Genomic DNA, 15,621 nt, shown 5'->3' with positions numbered 1-15,621 from the left:
TATTCAAAACGACAGGGATGGGTGCAGCGGCCCATATTTGCAGAACGGTCGTTAAGCCATGCACTCAGGAAGCAACGACCGGAGATCGCCATGCACATTGCTCCGTGCACAAACATCTCCAACTCCATTTCAGGACATTTACCGGCGATATCAGTTACATCAGCGGCGGAAAGCTCACGCGCAAGGTTGACCCTTGAAGCCCCGAACTTCTGCCAGAATTTTGCGGCTTCGCTGTTTCCGGTATTAGCCTGCGTGCTGATGTGTACCGGAATATCCGGCAGAACGTCTGCTGCCAGCATAAGCACTCCGGGGTCTGCTATAATGAGTCCGTCCGGTGGACATTCTGCCAGCTTCTCAAGATCAGCTCGAACCTTGGCGAGATCCTTTTCCTTAGGATAGGCATTAACGCAGAAATAGACCTGAACATTATTATTACGGCACAGCTCAAAGGCTGTGGGGAGTTCTTCCCACTTAAACCCTGCCCCGGCGGAACGCAGGTTCAAATCCCCTGCTCCGAGATAAACCGCATCAGCACCATAGGTTACAGCAGTTTCGAGTTTTTCCATATTACCGGCAGGACAAAGAAGTTCCGGCATTTCACCAAGGATAGGACGGGCGATATCAGGATTGTCTGATTTATTTTCTGTAGATGTATTCATAGTAAGATTAATAAATAGTGTTAAATTTTGAGTCCTCTGGACTGCCTGAAGGCCTTCATCCCGTCAAGCACGCTGTGGTGTACAAAAAGATTTCCAGTACCTTTACCAAGCTTAATATCCGGCTTTACATAACCGTGGAAATCAGAGCCTCCACTGGGGAGCAAATCATACTTGCGGGCCAGACCTTTAACTATCCCTGTCATTTCAATTGAATGCGAACTGTAATAAACTTCAATCCCCTGCAACCCCATTTCTTTTAAACGCCCTACTTCACTATCCAGTTTTTCCTCATTGGAACTAAGCAGGAATGGATGGGCAAGAATTGGTGTAGCGTCAGTTGTGCGCAGCAGATTAAAGGCTTCTTCAGCTGAAATATTGTTCTTGGGATAATAGGCCTTACCTTTTTTACCCAGATAATTATCAAAAGCTTCATCGAAATTATGCACATACCCCTTCTGGAGCATGACCCGGGCCATATGCGGCCTGCCGAGGGTTCCGGCGGCCTGACCCTGCACCTCTTCCATTGAGATGTCAAAGCCGAGTTTCTGCAATTTAGCTACGACAGCTTCGTTTCGCTCGATTCGCCTCGCACGGACTTCATCAAAAACACGCTTCAAGCGCTCAGAGTAGGGATCCACCCAAAGTCCCACAATATGCAAAACCCCTACTTTACTCTCAACACTTAATTCACACCCGGGGACTACTTCCACCCCAGATTTAACTCCGGCTTCAAGGGCTTCGGGCAATCCTTCCATAGTATCATGATCGGTAAGGGCAATGGCTGTGAGTCCGGCTTCTTTTGCGGCCTTAACAAGTTCCTTAGGGGTAAATGTTCCGTCTGAGGCGGTGGAGTGAGTATGTAGATCAATGGCAGACATAATAATCTCCGATAGTAGCGCAGAAAATGCGGGGTTGAGGAATTCTTTTTCTATAGTTATAGGGTAGTGATCAAACAATGTGCAAGGAGTACCTTTATGACTCTGAATAAAGAACTGATCGATATACTCGTCTGCCCTAAGTGCAAAAGCGAGCTGGAACTTCTTCCCGGCGAAACAGGGCTCAAATGTGATGCCTGTAATGTTATCTATCCGGTCAAAGACGAAATCCCGATCATGCTCGTTGATGAAGCTGTTCCCGCTGACCAGTGGGAAAACAAATAAGTATAAATCTAAACAATGCGGAGAATAGCCTTTTTGGCTAACCGCGACACCACAAGGAGTATCCATGTCCCAAGCCAAAGACGGCGACAAAATCCGCGTCCACTATGCCGGTTCCCTCGAAGACGGCACCGAATTTGATTCCTCTTACAAAAGAGGTGAACCTCTTGAGATCGTTCTCGGTCAGGGCATGCTGATCAAGGGTTTTGAAGACGCTGTCAAAGGCCTTTCCGTTGGTGAGAAGGTAAAAGCTACCATCAGCCCCGAAGAAGGCTACGGCCCCTACCACGAGGAACACACCTTCGAAGTAGACCGCAACCAGATTCCGCCTGAAATCAACCCCGAAGTGGGCATGATGCTCCAGGTTAACACCGATCAGGGTGTTACCAACGTAACAATTAAATCCGTATCCGATGAAAAAGTTGTCCTCGACGGCAACCATCCCCTCGCCGGACAGACCATGATTTTCGAGATTGAACTGCTTGAAATCATGGCTTAATTTTTCATGGGCTTAAAGCCCAATTGAGAAAAATTAAATCCCCGCATGAATATTCATGCGGGGATTTTTATTTTATATCAAACACTTACAAACACATCCGTAATTCTTCCCGTAAAATATTATTATTCAAATGTTGACAACCTAAATCGAATGCATATTTGTAATGCAGACGAAGAAAACAGGAGGTTATTTATGGTTATCGACTTTGGTTCATTCTATAACTTTCCGTATGAATTTGATAAAATATTCAACGACGTCTTTAATCCTCATCATCATAGACGGAGAAAAGTATCATATCCTCCGTTAAACATTGTTGAAGATAAAAACAACATATATATTCGTGCGGAAGTACCTGGAATTTCCATTGACGACATGGAGATTACTGTCACAGACAAAAACCTAGTCCTCAAGGGAGAGCGTAAACTTCCTGAAGGAAGATATTTTCGCCAGGAAAGACCGTCAGGAGTATTCCAAAGAATAGTCTCAATCAACACTACTATAGATGTAGACAGAATTACTGCATCAACAAAAAATGGAATACTTAATATTACTCTTCCGAAAACTGAAGCATCCGTCCCCAGAAAGGTCGGTATTACTGTTGAATAAGGGAGAATTAATATGACTACTGAAAAAAATATGGAAAAATTCAGCCCCGCAACTGACATTGTTGAAAGTGAACAGGGCTTTTACATGTATGTTGATCTGCCCGGTGTAAGCAAAGAAGCTCTTGAAATCGATCTTGATGAAAACACCCTAATTGTTTCCGGCAAGGCCGCGACTGCACTGGGCGAAGATGAAAAGTTCATTGATCAGGAATTCTGCGAAGGCGAATATACCCGAAGATTTACCATCGCGGATGTTGTTGACCGTGAGAACATCAAAGCCAATCTGAAAAACGGAGTGCTGGAACTCTTCCTGCCCAAGATGCCGGAAGTTCAGCCCCGCAAGATACAAATTACCAACGAATAAAAAAAGACCTCACTCCTTCACCCCCTCGATAAAGGCTCCCTCTACCACGGGGAGCCTTTTCCATTTAAACCTACTCCACGCCTTTCTCGTTCAAAAATCTGCCTAAGTCCTTATCTGTTTTCAGAATATGGTTCCGCAACCAGTCAGCAAGATATTTAAAGACTTTAACAGGCTCGACAGGATTTCCGGATTTTATAAGCAGATCAAGAGCTTCAGCCTTTACAGTAAAGTCATGATGCATTTTTTCATGCTCTTCATGAGCGGGATAACCATACTTCTCCATAAACCTTTCTTCAGTAGAAAAATGGCTTACCGCATAATCGCACATATCTTTCACTAAAATTTTGAGAACCTTCTCCTCTTCCATATTTTTTACCGAGTCGTAAGCCTTGTTAATCATACCCACGAGCTGTTTGTGCTCTGTATCTATGATGCTTACCCCGACCGAATAATCATCATTCCATTCTAAAATCGGCATCCTAACTCCTATTCACATATTATTTTCAAAAAACATTGATTTCCGACAATCTCATAACAAAACCATATACGAGGCCAATAAACATATATTACTGCCTTATCAAGTTTGCCCGCAAAGACCGTTTCTGGTAAACCGCTATAAACCCTATTTAAGGAGGAAATTAAAAATGAAATTTTTCAAGATATTGTTGGTCAGTGCCCTTTTCTGTGCGGCCCTTTTTGCAGGAACCGCTAACGCAGCAGGTTCTAAAGTTTTCGTGAAACTGCAGACCAGCATGGGCAACATCGTGCTCGAACTTGACGCAGCCAAGGCTCCCATTACTGTGGAAAACTTCTTGCGCTACGTAAATGAAGGGCATTACAGCGGAACGATCTTTCACCGCGTAATTGACGGCTTCATGATTCAGGGCGGTAACTTTGATAAAAACATGAAACAGAAAGCCACCCACGCTCCCATTGAAAACGAAGCCCGCAACGGCCTTTACAATGACAAATACACCATTGCCATGGCCCGCACCAATGATCCCCACTCAGCCACAGACCAGTTCTTTATTAATGTTAAGGATAACAGCTTCCTCAACTTCAAGTCAGAATCCGGCTCCGGCTGGGGCTACGCTGTCTTCGGCAAAGTCATCGGCGGCAAGAAGGTTGTCGATAAAATCGCCAAGACCGTAACCTTCCGCAAGGGACACTTCAGCGATGTACCGGTGAAACCAATCACCATCATCAAGGCTGAAGAACTTAAGCAATAAGAAGATGTTAAGTTTAATTATTAATAATACCCTGTCACCATGTGGCAGGGTATTTTAGCATTCAGGAGTTCCAGATGCGCGATTATTCCAATGTTTCTTATTTTGCCACAGCTTTAATCCAAAGATTACTCACAGCCGCACAAAGCCATTACGATGATAACAGCCTGTTATTCTACCAGTTTGGCAGCAGAGAGGCACAACTTAGGGATATAGAGCAACTTAATGAACAACCTGAGCTGTCAATTGAACAGGTACTTGAAGAAAAGCAGGAACAATTTGCACAGGAACTAAATACTAAAACACTGCTCTACTCTTTATTGAAGGAAGCAGACAAAAAGAAATTACTGCTCGATATTTCTGCTTATGCCCTTTTAGGCAAGCTACGAGCCAAGCTTCCGTACTACGAAAAAAACAATATCCAACAGCGGAATGAGCTTGTCGCAAAACACGAAAACACATCAATCGCTGACCCGGAGATTTTAAAATCCGTCCGGAAGACATGGCGTAGCGACCTGTTTTCACTCTTCGAATACTCACATAACGATTTCAATTTCAAACTTTATACAATTTCTGAAGAGCTGTTCAGGCACAAATGTGCTCCATCATACATGGTATCCGGCGAAAGCATGAATGTAGGGGTAAGCGAAGGAGATATAGTTCTGGATTGCGGTGCGGCTTTTGGAGATGTCTCTCTTCAGTTTGCGGAAAGAGTCGGCGAATCCGGACACGTATACTGTTTTGAACCATACGACCAGCTTCTTAAGGTGTACGAACAAAACATGAAATTGAATCCCGAACTGGCCTCCAGAACCACCCTTGTAGAAAAAGGAGTCTGGCATGTTTCCGGGGAGACTTTGTCTTTTACTGAAGCAGCAGGAGGCTCACGGATAGACGAGAGCAATCAGGCGTCATTCAAAATTTCAACAACCACCATTGATGAAACAGTCTCCAAACTCAACTTACCAAGTGTAGATTTCATAAAAATGGATATAGAAGGTGCGGAGCTGAACGCCTTAAGAGGTGCAGTGCAGACTCTTAAAAAATTTAAGCCTAAACTTGCCATATGCCTGTACCACAACCCTGAAGATTTTTACACGATACCCTTTTTCTTGGATTCACTATACTTGGGTTATGAATTCTCAATCAATCATCACTATATGAATGAATGGGAGACTGTCCTATACGCACAAGTTAAAGATTAATATTTAGCTAAGTCCAAGTGACTCACAGAAAAACCGAAACATTAACCCGATCACTTTTGAGCTGGACAAGCCTTCTTTTTGACAAGCACACCCCGAGCTCTTATGTAAGTGAATACTATAAGCTTATAAAATTATTCCCGGAGGAACTTTCATGAACCTGAAGAATAAAATCGCCTTTTCACTCATAATCGCCCTGACACTTGGGCTGGCCGGATGCCAGTCCGCTTACTACAAAACCATGGAAAGTTTCGGATACCATAAACGGGACATCCTTGTTTCCAACGTAGAAAAAGCACGGGAATCACAAGAAGAAGCCAGCGAACAGTTCAAAAGTGCGCTCGATAAATTCAGTGCCCTGACCGGCTTTCACGGCGGCGATCTTCAGGAAACATACGAACGCCTCAACGATGAATATGAGAACAGCGAAGCGGCTGCACTGGAAGTACGCAAAAGAATTGATGCAGTTGAAGAGGTTGGATACGATCTTTTCGATGAATGGAATGCAGAACTTGACCAGTACACCAGCAGAAAGCTGCGCAACGAAAGCCGGGTGAAACTTTCCAAGACCAAAAGCAAATTCAAGCGTTTGCTTTCCGCCATGCGCAAGGCTGAAAAGAAAATAGATCCCGTACTCAATGTTTTCCGGGATCAGGTGCTCTACCTGAAGCATAATCTTAATGCTCAGGCCATTGCCTCACTCAAATCTGAACTTAACACCCTTGAAGCGGACATCGGCAGACTGATCAAAGAAATGCAGCGCTCCATTGATGAAGCTGACGCTTTTATCAAGGAATTGAAAAAGAATTAAGAATGACAAACTGTCATTGAACTTAAAAATAAAAATCCCCGGAGTAATATTACTCCGGGGATTTCTTTTCGCGCTTGTTAATCCAGTGCTGCGAAAACGATTTAACCGTTAACTACCTGCAGCTGTTTTTTTACAAATTCCAGTTCATCTTCAGATTTGGTCGCAGCCTGCTCAGCCAGTGCCTGCGCGCAGAAGGTAAGCATTACATCTGTATCAAGTCCCAGCAGAATGGAACCGTTGGATACGATACAGGTTTTACCCTGATCTTCCATCAGATAAGCCCTTTTGTCTCGCTCCTCACCATTTCTGGTTGCAATGGAATAGCCTGTGCGCCCCTTCTCGGTACTGTAAATCTTTTCAGATACCAGCTCCCCGCTGTCCTCATTGTAGTTGAGGGATTCATTTTCAAGTTTTCCGACGAAGGAAATCTGGCCACCAAAATCATTTTCCAGAGTCACCCTTTTAAGGGCAGCTGACTTTTTCATGATCCTTGTCCACCGATGTTTCTCAAATGGGCAGTTTCAGTTGCTCAGAACCTTTCTTATCATCCTTCCCTTTCTTGGGAACCGCCTGCAAACCGGACTCAATATATTCCAGCAGGGAACTTTCCGGTACACGCCACTGGCTGCCAACCTTGATACCGCGAATTTTTCCCTCCTGAACCAGCCTGTAAGCCGTTCTAGGATGGATTCTCAGCGTGTCGGCAATCTCACGTACCGTGTATAGCGTAGGCGATGGAGTCAAAGCCTTGTCCTGATTTTTCAAAATTACACTACGATGTAGACGTTATGACATTATTTGTCAAAAAATGTCAAAGAAATGCATTTATGTCTCTTTGTTTCTGCGACAACACTCCAACAATCATTAAATTAACCGAAATTACAAAAGAAATAACCGAAAAGAGCTCTCAACTGAAAACCATCTGCAATCAAACATCCAAAATAAAATTCATATTTTTCTTAAAAAAAAACGTAAAAAAGCCCTTTCGGCAGAACCGAAAGGGCTTAATTTCATTTTGATAGAGATTACCTAGAATCTCAAACGAGGATCACGCGGCCAATATCCGTTATAGTCATAGCATAGATATACGGTGAACTTTCTGGACGGTTTCCCGCGGAAAGTGGTCTGAAGATGGATAGGAGAACTGACCCGCTTAAACATCTTCTTGAGCTCCTCGTTGGTATTATTATGGAATTTCTTGATTACATAAACACAATCCCAACCGATTTTATCTTCCGGACCGGGCCAGAGGTCATATTGATTCATACGACGATCTGTCCATGCGCAATAGGTACGAGGTTGCCCGGGCACATAGAACGCCAAAGCTGCAGTCATATCGTACTCATCACTCATTACAAAAACTTTGGACGGATCTTTAAACTGGCTTTTTTCCAACTCAACAACCTGTTGTCCAAGGTCTGTCCATCCCTTAAGGCGGTGGGTGGGGTTGAGATGATCCGGTAAAGGAACAAGGTTCTGGAAATGGAGAACTACGAAAATCACAACACTTAAAGACATCCATAAAGAGCGAAAACGGCCTCTTCGTCCCCAGAAACTTTCAAAAGCAAAACCGGCAATCATCACTCCGCTAACATAAGAGATAACGGCCCAGTTTCCGAGAACCTTGGCGTGGAAACTCCAGAGGAAAAAGAAAATCCAGACCGGAAGAAAAAAAACTGCAAGCAGTGCACTTTGCCTGTGATTCAGGTTCATCAGATTACGTCCTTTGCCTTTGAGAACAAAAGCTAAGGCCGCAAATCCCCCGATAAACATAAAAAACAACCACCACGGGGTGGCCATACCGATCTGCTCTCCCAGAAAGGGAAGAAAACGATCAAAACGCAACAGTTGCGATGCCTTATCCCCGGAAGCGCCAATCAAATGCAAAACATGTTTGTAACCCACAAAATTATTCTGCATGTTCCAGATCAGTGTCGGCAGGAAGCCAAGGAAAATACCGCCTGTCAGCGACAGGAACAACTTGCGCCAGAATCCGCGCGGCAACCGTTCCCTGCGCATGAGCAACAGCCCATACATGACCGAAAGACCGGCAAAACCAAGCATGGTGTACTTAGCCAGAATTCCAATCCCAAAGAAAATACTGATCAGAAAAAAAGGTTTGGTCTGCGACTCATTGGAGTCACGATCCAGCCCCGGTGGATGCGGGATGGAAGCTTTGTACAAAGCAAAAAGTGCGCAACTCCAACAAAGGATAAATGGATTGTCCGTGGTCATCAAAATTCCAAGAGCCAGATATACAGGCATGGAATTGTAGATAATCAGGGTCCAGACCGCAGCGATAGGTCTTTTCCACATACGGGCAACGCCCCAGAAAAGAACAATCTGAGTTAAAAACGACCCAACCACCGATCCAAAACGGACCCCGAATTCAGTATTACCGAAAACAGTCGTCCAAAGCTTGATAATCCAAGCAATGAGCGGCCCTTTGGAATAATAGGTAAGCTGCATGTGGCGGGTCCAATCCCAATATTGGGATTCATCCTGCACAAGGTTGAGCTGCCCTGTTCCCAGAAACCAGAGACGGGCAAAAGTACTGATAAAAATTATTGCAACAGCCCAGATTACGGGCTTGCTTTTAAACGAATCATTTAACGATGACACTTAATGTGACCTCCTTGCGAGGAAACTTCTTATCCGAGGCTGCATAAGAAAACAACAGCCCGTTTTACGGCAGATAAAACCAAAAACAAAGCCCCCGTTAGCAGGGGGCGGAGCATTCAAAAAAACTTTTCCCGGATTGAGTCTGGCCCCGGTTACAGTCCCAGCTTCTTGATCCTGTCCTCGGGCTTGATGATCTCGGTAACCCTGAATCCAAAATTCTCATTGATTACAACAAGCTCACCACGCGCAACCAAACGGCCTTCAACATACATATCCAGCGGTTCCCCGGCCAGTTTATGCAACTCAATAACCGTACCCTGACCGAACTGGATGATCTCGTTGACCAAAAGCTTGGTCCGCCCCATTTCAACTTTAACTTCAAGGGGGATATCCAGAATGCGTTTCAGACTTTGTTCAGCCATTTTATATAAACTCCGCTAAAAAACTTGATTAACTGAAGGCAGGATACAGCAAAAATCCGCAAACAACCAGCAAAAGACCAGTTCTTTAATTTCAGACCCTTACTTAACCCTTTCCACAGACGGACCACCTTCTTTCTGTGGTTGCAAAGCCAGAATTGCATCCGCACTTTCAGAAAATAAATCTAAAGGATGATGACTGATAACGAGCACCTGAAAACCCAGCCGCTCTGCAATGGTCCTGATCAATTCCATAAATCCGGGCACAAGGTCAGGACGCAGCCAGCAATCCTGTTCATCCAGTACCAGAAAGGGCCTATGCGCTTCAGGATTCAGCCGCGACAGAGCAATAAGCCGCAATCCCACAGATAAAATATTACAAACCGAGCCGCCCTGCCCGACCATGATATCTTCTTCGCCGCCCTGATTTAAAATCTGGAAATCAACCTGCAACTTTTTATCACGAATAGAGGCAACAGCCTTAACTTCGCGATCCTGCCCGAGAATTTCACGGATGGCATGAGTAAGGTTGGTCTCAAGTTCGCTCAAAAGTTCCCCGAACAAAGCGGTGGAAAGCTCTTCCAACCGATCAGCCGCGCCCGGAGCTATTTCCAAAAATTCATCGACCTTGCGGCCCTCTTCACGCAAAGACAGCCAGTCATCCATGCGTGACGAAGCCTTAGCACTTAACCGATCTGCTCTGCGTTCTAAGGATTCAAGTGTAATTTCAGATTGTTCCATATAGGCCGCCGGAGGCATTAATTATTGCCTTCCAAGTTATCCAAACCTTCTTTAATCGACATGATATGGGAACGGTACTCGGTAACTAAACGTGCGTTTTCAGCTTTTTTCTCTTCCAGAAGCTTAGCCAGTTCCTGCGGATCGCTGGTACCGTATTGAGCCTTAGCTTCTTCTTCCAAAGCAGCAAGCTGGCTGGTGGTGCTTGCAAGTTCCTGCTCAGTGCGGATTTTCTTGTCATGCAACCATTTATGCTGATCTTTGAGCAGATTAAGTTCCTGCTCAAGTCCATTTACGGGCTGACTTGTACCATTATTCATTCCATTACCCATTGCCATCGGTAACCTCCGTATACAATTCCCAGATTAGAGTGCTTTCCGGCTCTTCCGGGTCGATATTATCTGTTAAAAACTGCTTAAGCCCCTCGCCTTCATGGGTTCTTTTCCATGCCAGACGCTCAAGGCCCTGTAAAAATTTTGATTCGGCTGCTGCCGCATCTTCAGCTTCGGGTAAAAATTCCTGATTAGGAAATACTTCGTAAAAGTCACGATGAGGAATTTCCCATTTATCAAGATCATCACAAGCCGGAGTCCAGATTCCTGCCTGCGGTTTACGCTCAAGAGCCAACCGGGAAAAAACAAGACGGGTAATATTTCCGGGGTTAGCCCAAGTCGTCATCCCCTTGGTGATAGATTCGCGCGGACGATGAATATGACCGTTAATAATCCAGTCTATGCCCGTTTTTTCCTTGATAGCGTGCTGCTTTTTCTCGCACTCGGGAAAAGAAATATTATGATGAGTCACCCAGACTACCTTAATATACTTCCCGTCCTCGCGATCAAACTCCTTGGGAATGGGCGTGGAATCCGGCGACGCACCAATCAATACCAGCCCCTGCGGAGTCTCAAGTTCAAAAGCCGGACCCTGTTCACTAATCAAATTGATAACCCCGGCGGCATCAAGCACGGCCATGGAAACGTCCGGAGTGAAACGAGCCTGATATTTGTCATGGTTACCCACCAACACAAAAGGCTTATACTTACCGAACAGCCCGATCATATCCACCAGCAAGGAATTGCCGTTATCACGCGGCCAGTGGAAAAGATCACCCAGAATCAGCGGGATCATTTCCAATTCAGCAGCTCGCTCAAAACAGGCTTCCAATTTTTCCAGTACGTCCGCAGCAAAATCTCCCAGCCGCTGGCCCGGAGGAGTAGAGGCTATATGAGGGTCTCCGATAAGGAAAAGCCCGTTAGCTTTTACTTTCTCAAGACTCATTACTTTCCTCCCCGATCAACTTTTGCGCATCAAGATCACCGCCGCAGAGCGGACAATTCCCAATTTCTGCCAGTCGGACCTCAATCTTCTGTTTAAGGTCAGATTCGGACTTTTCAAGTTCAGTCAAACGGGCCTGCGCGTCTGTCTGTGCTTTGTGCAAAGAAGAAAGATTGTTCATAACCTTCATAAGAGCCGAAAAATCATGAAGTTCTGGAGGCTCATTTAACGGAACCAACACAGCAGCGCGGCGTAAAATCTCATCCCTTGCCCCATAGTTGCCGGACAGATTGTGGATAGTTGCGGAAAGTGCAGTAACATCTTCCAGCTGAGGAGGAGATGAGAGCGGTTCCAGCACCTTGCGTCGTGCATTCTGTTTTTCTTCTGCAAAAGTAAGTTGATTTTGCCGCACAAGCTCCGCTTCCAGACGCTGTACCGGGAAAAGTTCGGGAGGTACTTGTAATCCGTCAAGTGACTCAGACCTTGCTTTCAGATTCTGCCCATGAATACGCAAACGCTCCATGCCTGAAACCACACGCTCCAAAGGTACGGAAGGAAAAAGTTCGGGCGCTTCCTTCAATTCCGACAATTCTTTTTCCCGCGCGCCGAGGCTTGTTTTGTAATTTTCAAGCTCGCCTTTACGTTGCAGATATTTTTCTACCGCCGGGATTTCATTATCCAGAACATCCATCCGCCCTTTCAGATCTCGGGCAGTTTCAAGTTCCAGATTTACATCGGGCAGGGTTTGCAGTTCATCAAGCTCAGTACGGATTTCATCGAGTTTCTGCTGCTGGAAACTTTTCTCCCGCTTGGCAGCACGAACACGGTTTTTAAGTTCTGTCTGCATGGCCAACAAATGAGAAGCTTCCGAAGACGAAGCAAAAAACTGAGCGGCAACAGATGAAGGCTGATCGAGCAGAAAGATAGGATTACGCTGGTTGCCGATGTGGACATCAAGCGATTTGCCGCCTTCCAACGGAACCTGATTAAGGCGCAAAATGTTCAAAATATCTTCCGGGGTATTACGCCCGAATTTGGCATAAACTTCCCATTCCTCTTCATCGGGGCGAAGAACTTCATACCACGCAGTAGCCTTTTTACGAATCCACGCCACACGAACGCCATCATCCATTTCCAATTCAACACGAGCCTGTTTAGCTCCGTGACGAATAAAATGTTTCGGCAGCGGATTGGTTGCAATGCAGCGCAAAGCCTCAACAATGGAAGATTTACCGCTGTTGTTGGGACCAGTCAGCACGGTCATGCCCGGACCGGGCTCAATCTCGGTTTCCGCATGGGCCAAGAAATTTTTTAGTAATATTTTTTTGATCATGAATGCCTTCGGCGACCAGAGGGGGAAAACTTTTGCCAAAGTTTCCCTTCCCCAGACCCCATCCCTTCAAAACCTTTTAATAAGCTTCGCTCTGTTGTTCTAACAAATCAGAATCAATTCAAAATAAACACATTGCCGAGTTAACCCAAAATTAAAACTATTAAAAGTTTTTGGGATTCTTAAACCCTTTTTACAAAAAAGGTTTAAGCTGCCGGAGGCTAACTACTTGGCAATGAATGGACAATACTCAATTGAAGATGGAGTTAAGGAATTATCTCTTTCAAATAAAATCACAGGCGGTTCCAGAATCAGCCCCGGCTTGCCGCCCTTCACAGCTTCAAGCATTACTACTTTTGATGGCGAATCTATGCGCCCGTGGATAAATTTCATGCGCTTAGGTTCCAGCTTGTGACGGGTGAAGGAATCAATTAGCTCGGTCAGCCGCTCTGCCAGAAAAACAAAGCAGACCCGCCCCCTGTTACGGACCATGCGTGATGCCGTGGCAACAAATGCATCAAGATCACAATCAATCTCGAACCGGGCCTTGTTGCGATCTTCATCCGGACAGGCCTTACCTCTGCCCTCGCTACGGTACGGCGGGTTGGAGACCACCAGATCGTAACTCCCGGCGGGGGCGAAATCCGGTGTGCAGACATTGCCCTGCACAATGCCGATTTCCTCAGCAAAACCAAGTTTCTGCACATTCTCTTCCGCAGCCGCAACCATATCAGAATTAATTTCCAGTCCGGTGATGTTCAGACCTTTATCCGGATGACGCAGCATAATGCCCAGCGGAATAACTCCACTGCCTGTTCCAAGATCAAGCACACGAGCCTGACTGGGAACAGACACAAAACTACTGATCAGCAGAGAGTCTGTGGAAAACCTGAAACCAGACTGAGGCTGTACAAGTCCACGTGGAAAATAATTACGGATTTCTTCAAACATGAGACCAAACCAAAACTAAAAAAAGTTTTTGGGGTTCTTAGCCCTTTTTGCAAAAAGTGCTAAGCCTCCGGAGGCATAATCAACTCATAACAATCGCAAAGCGCATTAAATCTTTCTTCGCAATGCCCCAACTAACATACGAGCATCATCTGACTTGAGCAGCAGCGAACCGAATCCATAAACCGCCATCCAAACCGGGATAAGTGCGAACCATAAAATATCATACCCGGCACTGTACCACGCCCCTGCACCTATCAATGCACTGAGCAGAACGCTCTTTGCCACACTTCCAAACGGCATCGGGAAGAGTCCGGTCCTGCGGCCCATAATAATAGAAAGAAGCAGACAATTGAGCATGGACGAAATCGATACCGCCAAGGCCAGACCCACATGGGCAATATGCTGCATGAGCAGATACCCTGCGCCAACATTAACCAATAAACATAAGATGGCTACCTTAACCGGAGTCCGGGTATCTTCCTGTGCATAAAAGGCTGAAACCAACGGACGGGACATGGCAATAAACGGAAGGCCGATTCCATAAGCCATAAGCGCCTGCGAAGTAGCTGTCACCGCCTGTGCATCAAAGGCCCCGCGCTGAAAAAGTAAACCGATAAGCGGCTCGGCAAGGGAGACCAAACCAGCCATTGCAGGCAGGGAAATAAACAGGATCAAGCCGACACTCTGCTTAAGGGTCTTGGCGAAATCATCATGCTGCCCTTCAACGTAAAGCTTTGCCAGACTGGGCAGGGCCGCCGTACCTACAGCGATACCGAAAACACCCAGCGGGAATTGTACTAGGCGGTCGGCATAATAAAGATAGGAAACAGAACCGACAGGAAGAAACGAAGCCAGCAAAGTACCCAGAACCACGTTGATCTGATAGACAGCCGCTCCCAGAACAGTGGGCAGCATGAGTTTACCCATGCGTTTCACACCGGGGTTATCAAGCTCCGCCTTACCGCGCCAATGAAGCCCGATACGCTTAAGATAAGGCTGTTGCAGCATCCATTGCAGCACTCCACCGATAAGCACACCCCAAGCCATGAACAAAGCAACACTGTTCCCGGTAAAATAGCCGATCAGAGCCGATCCTATCAAAGCAACATTGAGCATGCACGGAGCCAGTGCCGGAGCCAGAAAATGGCCCATACTATTCAGGATGCCCATGCAAAGCGCAACACCGCAAATAAAAATAACATAAGGGAAACAAACTCTTACCAAATCGACCGTAAGAGACATCAACGCGGGATTTCCGATAAACCCGGGCGCAATCAGCATTACAATGTATTTGGCACCGACAATTGCCAGCACGGTAAGTGCTCCAAGAATGAGCAGCAGCCAAAGCATGGAAGACCTTGCCATTTCAAAGGCCGCAGCATCACCCTGTTCCTTACGCACGCGGCTGAAAACCGGGACAAAAGCCATGGTCAAAGAGCCTTCCCCGAACAGCCTGCGCAACAGGTTTGGAATACGAAAGGCCACAAAAAATGCATCCGCAGGCAGACCAGCGCCTAACGCGAACGCAACAATAAGGTCCCTGACAAAGCCAAGGACCCTTGAAAGCAAAGTCGCCCCGGCTACTACCGAGGCGTTGCGGACTATTTTACTGGATTCAGCGGTCATTTGAAGAAAGCCTCCGGCGGCTTAAACCCTTTTTGAAAAAAGGGTTTAAGAATCCCAAAAACTTTTAATAGTTTTAAATAATTCTCATCATAGAAAATTTGTCATTTACAGCGGCGAAGCCTTACTAAAAGTTTTTG

19 protein-coding genes and 1 pseudogene (1 of these 20 running past the window's edge) are annotated in these 15,621 nt (G+C 45.8%); 7 read left to right on the top strand and 13 right to left on the bottom strand.

The features are described from left to right. A protein-coding gene (locus tag DESAL_RS00325; protein WP_012765660.1) for a peptidase U32 family protein crosses the window boundary here: on the bottom strand, positions 1–659 show its 5' portion. It extends 622 nt beyond the left edge of the window; only the first 659 of its 1,281 coding nucleotides appear in the window; the start codon lies at positions 657–659; the stop codon falls past the left edge of the window. A 20-nt stretch (positions 660–679) separates the two neighbouring features. Further along, positions 680–1,537 (bottom strand): PHP domain-containing protein, encoded by an 858-nt coding sequence (locus DESAL_RS00320; protein ID WP_012765659.1) that lies wholly within the window; start codon positions 1,535–1,537, stop codon positions 680–682. 96 nt (positions 1,538–1,633) lie between these two features. Between DESAL_RS00320 and DESAL_RS00315 the strand changes: the two genes are divergently transcribed. The 4 genes from DESAL_RS00315 (at position 1,634) to DESAL_RS00300 (ending at position 3,284) form a co-directional block, all read left to right on the top strand. Continuing rightward, positions 1,634–1,819, top strand: coding sequence for a Trm112 family protein (locus DESAL_RS00315; RefSeq protein WP_012765658.1), 186 nt, complete (start codon positions 1,634–1,636; stop codon positions 1,817–1,819). A gap of 64 nt (positions 1,820–1,883) precedes the next feature. Then, the gene (locus DESAL_RS00310) at positions 1,884–2,315 is read left to right on the top strand and encodes an FKBP-type peptidyl-prolyl cis-trans isomerase (RefSeq protein WP_012765657.1); all 432 of its coding nucleotides are present in this window, start codon (positions 1,884–1,886) and stop codon (positions 2,313–2,315) included. A 192-nt stretch (positions 2,316–2,507) separates the two neighbouring features. Then, entirely contained in the window at positions 2,508–2,921 is a 414-nt protein-coding gene (locus DESAL_RS00305; RefSeq protein ID WP_012765656.1) for an Hsp20/alpha crystallin family protein, read from the top strand. Between the two features lie 12 nt (positions 2,922–2,933). Further along, on the top strand, positions 2,934–3,284 hold the full coding sequence (locus tag DESAL_RS00300; protein ID WP_012765655.1) for an Hsp20/alpha crystallin family protein: 351 nt from the start codon (positions 2,934–2,936) through the stop codon (positions 3,282–3,284). A gap of 70 nt (positions 3,285–3,354) precedes the next feature. Here DESAL_RS00300 and DESAL_RS00295 read toward each other — a convergent pair whose 3' ends face one another. Beyond that, positions 3,355–3,762: a bacteriohemerythrin gene (locus tag DESAL_RS00295; RefSeq protein WP_012765654.1), complete on the bottom strand. Its 408-nt coding sequence runs from the start codon at positions 3,760–3,762 to the stop codon at positions 3,355–3,357. 166 nt (positions 3,763–3,928) lie between these two features. Between DESAL_RS00295 and DESAL_RS00290 the strand changes: the two genes are divergently transcribed. The 3 genes from DESAL_RS00290 (at position 3,929) to DESAL_RS00280 (ending at position 6,523) form a co-directional block, all read left to right on the top strand. Next, complete coding sequence (locus DESAL_RS00290; RefSeq protein ID WP_041721533.1) at positions 3,929–4,513, top strand: peptidylprolyl isomerase; 585 nt, start codon at positions 3,929–3,931, stop codon at positions 4,511–4,513. Positions 4,514–4,587: 74 nt separating this feature from the next. Further along, positions 4,588–5,715 carry an FkbM family methyltransferase gene (locus DESAL_RS00285; RefSeq protein ID WP_012765652.1) on the top strand — a complete coding sequence of 376 codons (1,128 nt, stop codon included), beginning with the start codon at positions 4,588–4,590 and terminating at the stop codon, positions 5,713–5,715. Positions 5,716–5,866: 151 nt separating this feature from the next. Next, positions 5,867–6,523 carry a DUF2959 domain-containing protein gene (locus DESAL_RS00280; protein ID WP_012765651.1) on the top strand — a complete coding sequence of 219 codons (657 nt, stop codon included), beginning with the start codon at positions 5,867–5,869 and terminating at the stop codon, positions 6,521–6,523. 101 nt (positions 6,524–6,624) lie between these two features. On the opposite strand, the gene DESAL_RS00275 is transcribed toward DESAL_RS00280, so the two are convergent. The 10 genes and pseudogenes from DESAL_RS00275 to murJ all read right to left on the bottom strand — a co-directional run bounded on the left by DESAL_RS00275 (position 6,625) and on the right by murJ (position 15,484). Then, positions 6,625–7,008, bottom strand: a complete 384-nt coding sequence (locus tag DESAL_RS00275) for a hypothetical protein (RefSeq protein ID WP_012765650.1) — start codon at positions 7,006–7,008, stop codon at positions 6,625–6,627. A 22-nt stretch (positions 7,009–7,030) separates the two neighbouring features. Beyond that, a complete protein-coding gene (locus DESAL_RS00270) occupies positions 7,031–7,288 on the bottom strand; it encodes a helix-turn-helix domain-containing protein (protein ID WP_245543768.1) in 258 nt (85 codons plus the stop codon). 264 nt (positions 7,289–7,552) lie between these two features. Beyond that, a complete protein-coding gene (locus DESAL_RS00265; protein WP_012765648.1) occupies positions 7,553–9,145 on the bottom strand; it encodes an ArnT family glycosyltransferase in 1,593 nt (530 codons plus the stop codon). A 152-nt stretch (positions 9,146–9,297) separates the two neighbouring features. Next, positions 9,298–9,552 (bottom strand): annotated as a pseudogene (gene fliN, locus DESAL_RS00260) (flagellar motor switch protein FliN); the annotation flags it as partial. Between the two features lie 114 nt (positions 9,553–9,666). After that, complete coding sequence (locus DESAL_RS00255) at positions 9,667–10,305, bottom strand: AAA family ATPase (RefSeq protein WP_041722025.1); 639 nt, start codon at positions 10,303–10,305, stop codon at positions 9,667–9,669. Positions 10,306–10,322: 17 nt separating this feature from the next. Further along, a complete protein-coding gene (locus tag DESAL_RS00250; protein ID WP_012765646.1) occupies positions 10,323–10,640 on the bottom strand; it encodes a hypothetical protein in 318 nt (105 codons plus the stop codon). After that, positions 10,627–11,580: a metallophosphoesterase gene (locus DESAL_RS00245; RefSeq protein ID WP_012765645.1), complete on the bottom strand. Its 954-nt coding sequence runs from the start codon at positions 11,578–11,580 to the stop codon at positions 10,627–10,629. The genes DESAL_RS00250 and DESAL_RS00245 overlap by 14 nt, the downstream gene beginning before the upstream one ends. After that, entirely contained in the window at positions 11,570–12,910 is a 1,341-nt protein-coding gene (locus DESAL_RS00240) for an AAA family ATPase (RefSeq protein WP_012765644.1), read from the bottom strand. Before DESAL_RS00240 ends, DESAL_RS00245 begins: the two co-directional genes overlap by 11 nt. Positions 12,911–13,132: 222 nt before the next feature. Next, positions 13,133–13,858, bottom strand: a complete 726-nt coding sequence (locus tag DESAL_RS00235) for a tRNA1(Val) (adenine(37)-N6)-methyltransferase (RefSeq protein ID WP_012765643.1) — start codon at positions 13,856–13,858, stop codon at positions 13,133–13,135. Positions 13,859–13,963: 105 nt separating this feature from the next. Then, positions 13,964–15,484: a murein biosynthesis integral membrane protein MurJ gene (gene murJ / locus DESAL_RS00230; protein ID WP_012765642.1), complete on the bottom strand. Its 1,521-nt coding sequence runs from the start codon at positions 15,482–15,484 to the stop codon at positions 13,964–13,966. Positions 15,485–15,621 lie beyond the last annotated feature (137 nt).

Source organism: Maridesulfovibrio salexigens DSM 2638, assembly GCF_000023445.1.
GTDB classification, from domain to species: domain Bacteria; phylum Desulfobacterota; class Desulfovibrionia; order Desulfovibrionales; family Desulfovibrionaceae; genus Maridesulfovibrio; species Maridesulfovibrio salexigens.
This window is presented reverse-complemented; position numbering and strand designations above follow the sequence as displayed.

Excerpts from the sequence above, each read along its gene's own strand:
- DESAL_RS00315 (WP_012765658.1), top strand. The coding sequence starts at position 1,634 with ATGACTCTGAATAAAGAACTGATCGATATACTCGTCTGCCCTAAGTGC.
- DESAL_RS00280 (WP_012765651.1), top strand. The coding sequence starts at position 5,867 with ATGAACCTGAAGAATAAAATCGCCTTTTCACTCATAATCGCCCTGACA.
- DESAL_RS00320 (WP_012765659.1), bottom strand. The coding sequence starts at position 1,537 with ATGTCTGCCATTGATCTACATACTCACTCCACCGCCTCAGACGGAACA.
- DESAL_RS00250 (WP_012765646.1), bottom strand. The coding sequence starts at position 10,640 with ATGGCAATGGGTAATGGAATGAATAATGGTACAAGTCAGCCCGTAAAT.
- DESAL_RS00290 (WP_041721533.1), top strand. The coding sequence starts at position 3,929 with ATGAAATTTTTCAAGATATTGTTGGTCAGTGCCCTTTTCTGTGCGGCC.
- murJ (WP_012765642.1), bottom strand. The coding sequence starts at position 15,484 with ATGACCGCTGAATCCAGTAAAATAGTCCGCAACGCCTCGGTAGTAGCC.
- DESAL_RS00310 (WP_012765657.1), top strand. The coding sequence starts at position 1,884 with ATGTCCCAAGCCAAAGACGGCGACAAAATCCGCGTCCACTATGCCGGT.
- DESAL_RS00285 (WP_012765652.1), top strand. The coding sequence starts at position 4,588 with ATGCGCGATTATTCCAATGTTTCTTATTTTGCCACAGCTTTAATCCAA.
- DESAL_RS00300 (WP_012765655.1), top strand. The coding sequence starts at position 2,934 with ATGACTACTGAAAAAAATATGGAAAAATTCAGCCCCGCAACTGACATT.
- DESAL_RS00255 (WP_041722025.1), bottom strand. The coding sequence starts at position 10,305 with ATGGAACAATCTGAAATTACACTTGAATCCTTAGAACGCAGAGCAGAT.
- DESAL_RS00305 (WP_012765656.1), top strand. The coding sequence starts at position 2,508 with ATGGTTATCGACTTTGGTTCATTCTATAACTTTCCGTATGAATTTGAT.
- DESAL_RS00235 (WP_012765643.1), bottom strand. The coding sequence starts at position 13,858 with ATGTTTGAAGAAATCCGTAATTATTTTCCACGTGGACTTGTACAGCCT.
- DESAL_RS00275 (WP_012765650.1), bottom strand. The coding sequence starts at position 7,008 with ATGAAAAAGTCAGCTGCCCTTAAAAGGGTGACTCTGGAAAATGATTTT.
- DESAL_RS00240 (WP_012765644.1), bottom strand. The coding sequence starts at position 12,910 with ATGATCAAAAAAATATTACTAAAAAATTTCTTGGCCCATGCGGAAACC.
- DESAL_RS00295 (WP_012765654.1), bottom strand. The coding sequence starts at position 3,762 with ATGCCGATTTTAGAATGGAATGATGATTATTCGGTCGGGGTAAGCATC.
- DESAL_RS00245 (WP_012765645.1), bottom strand. The coding sequence starts at position 11,580 with ATGAGTCTTGAGAAAGTAAAAGCTAACGGGCTTTTCCTTATCGGAGAC.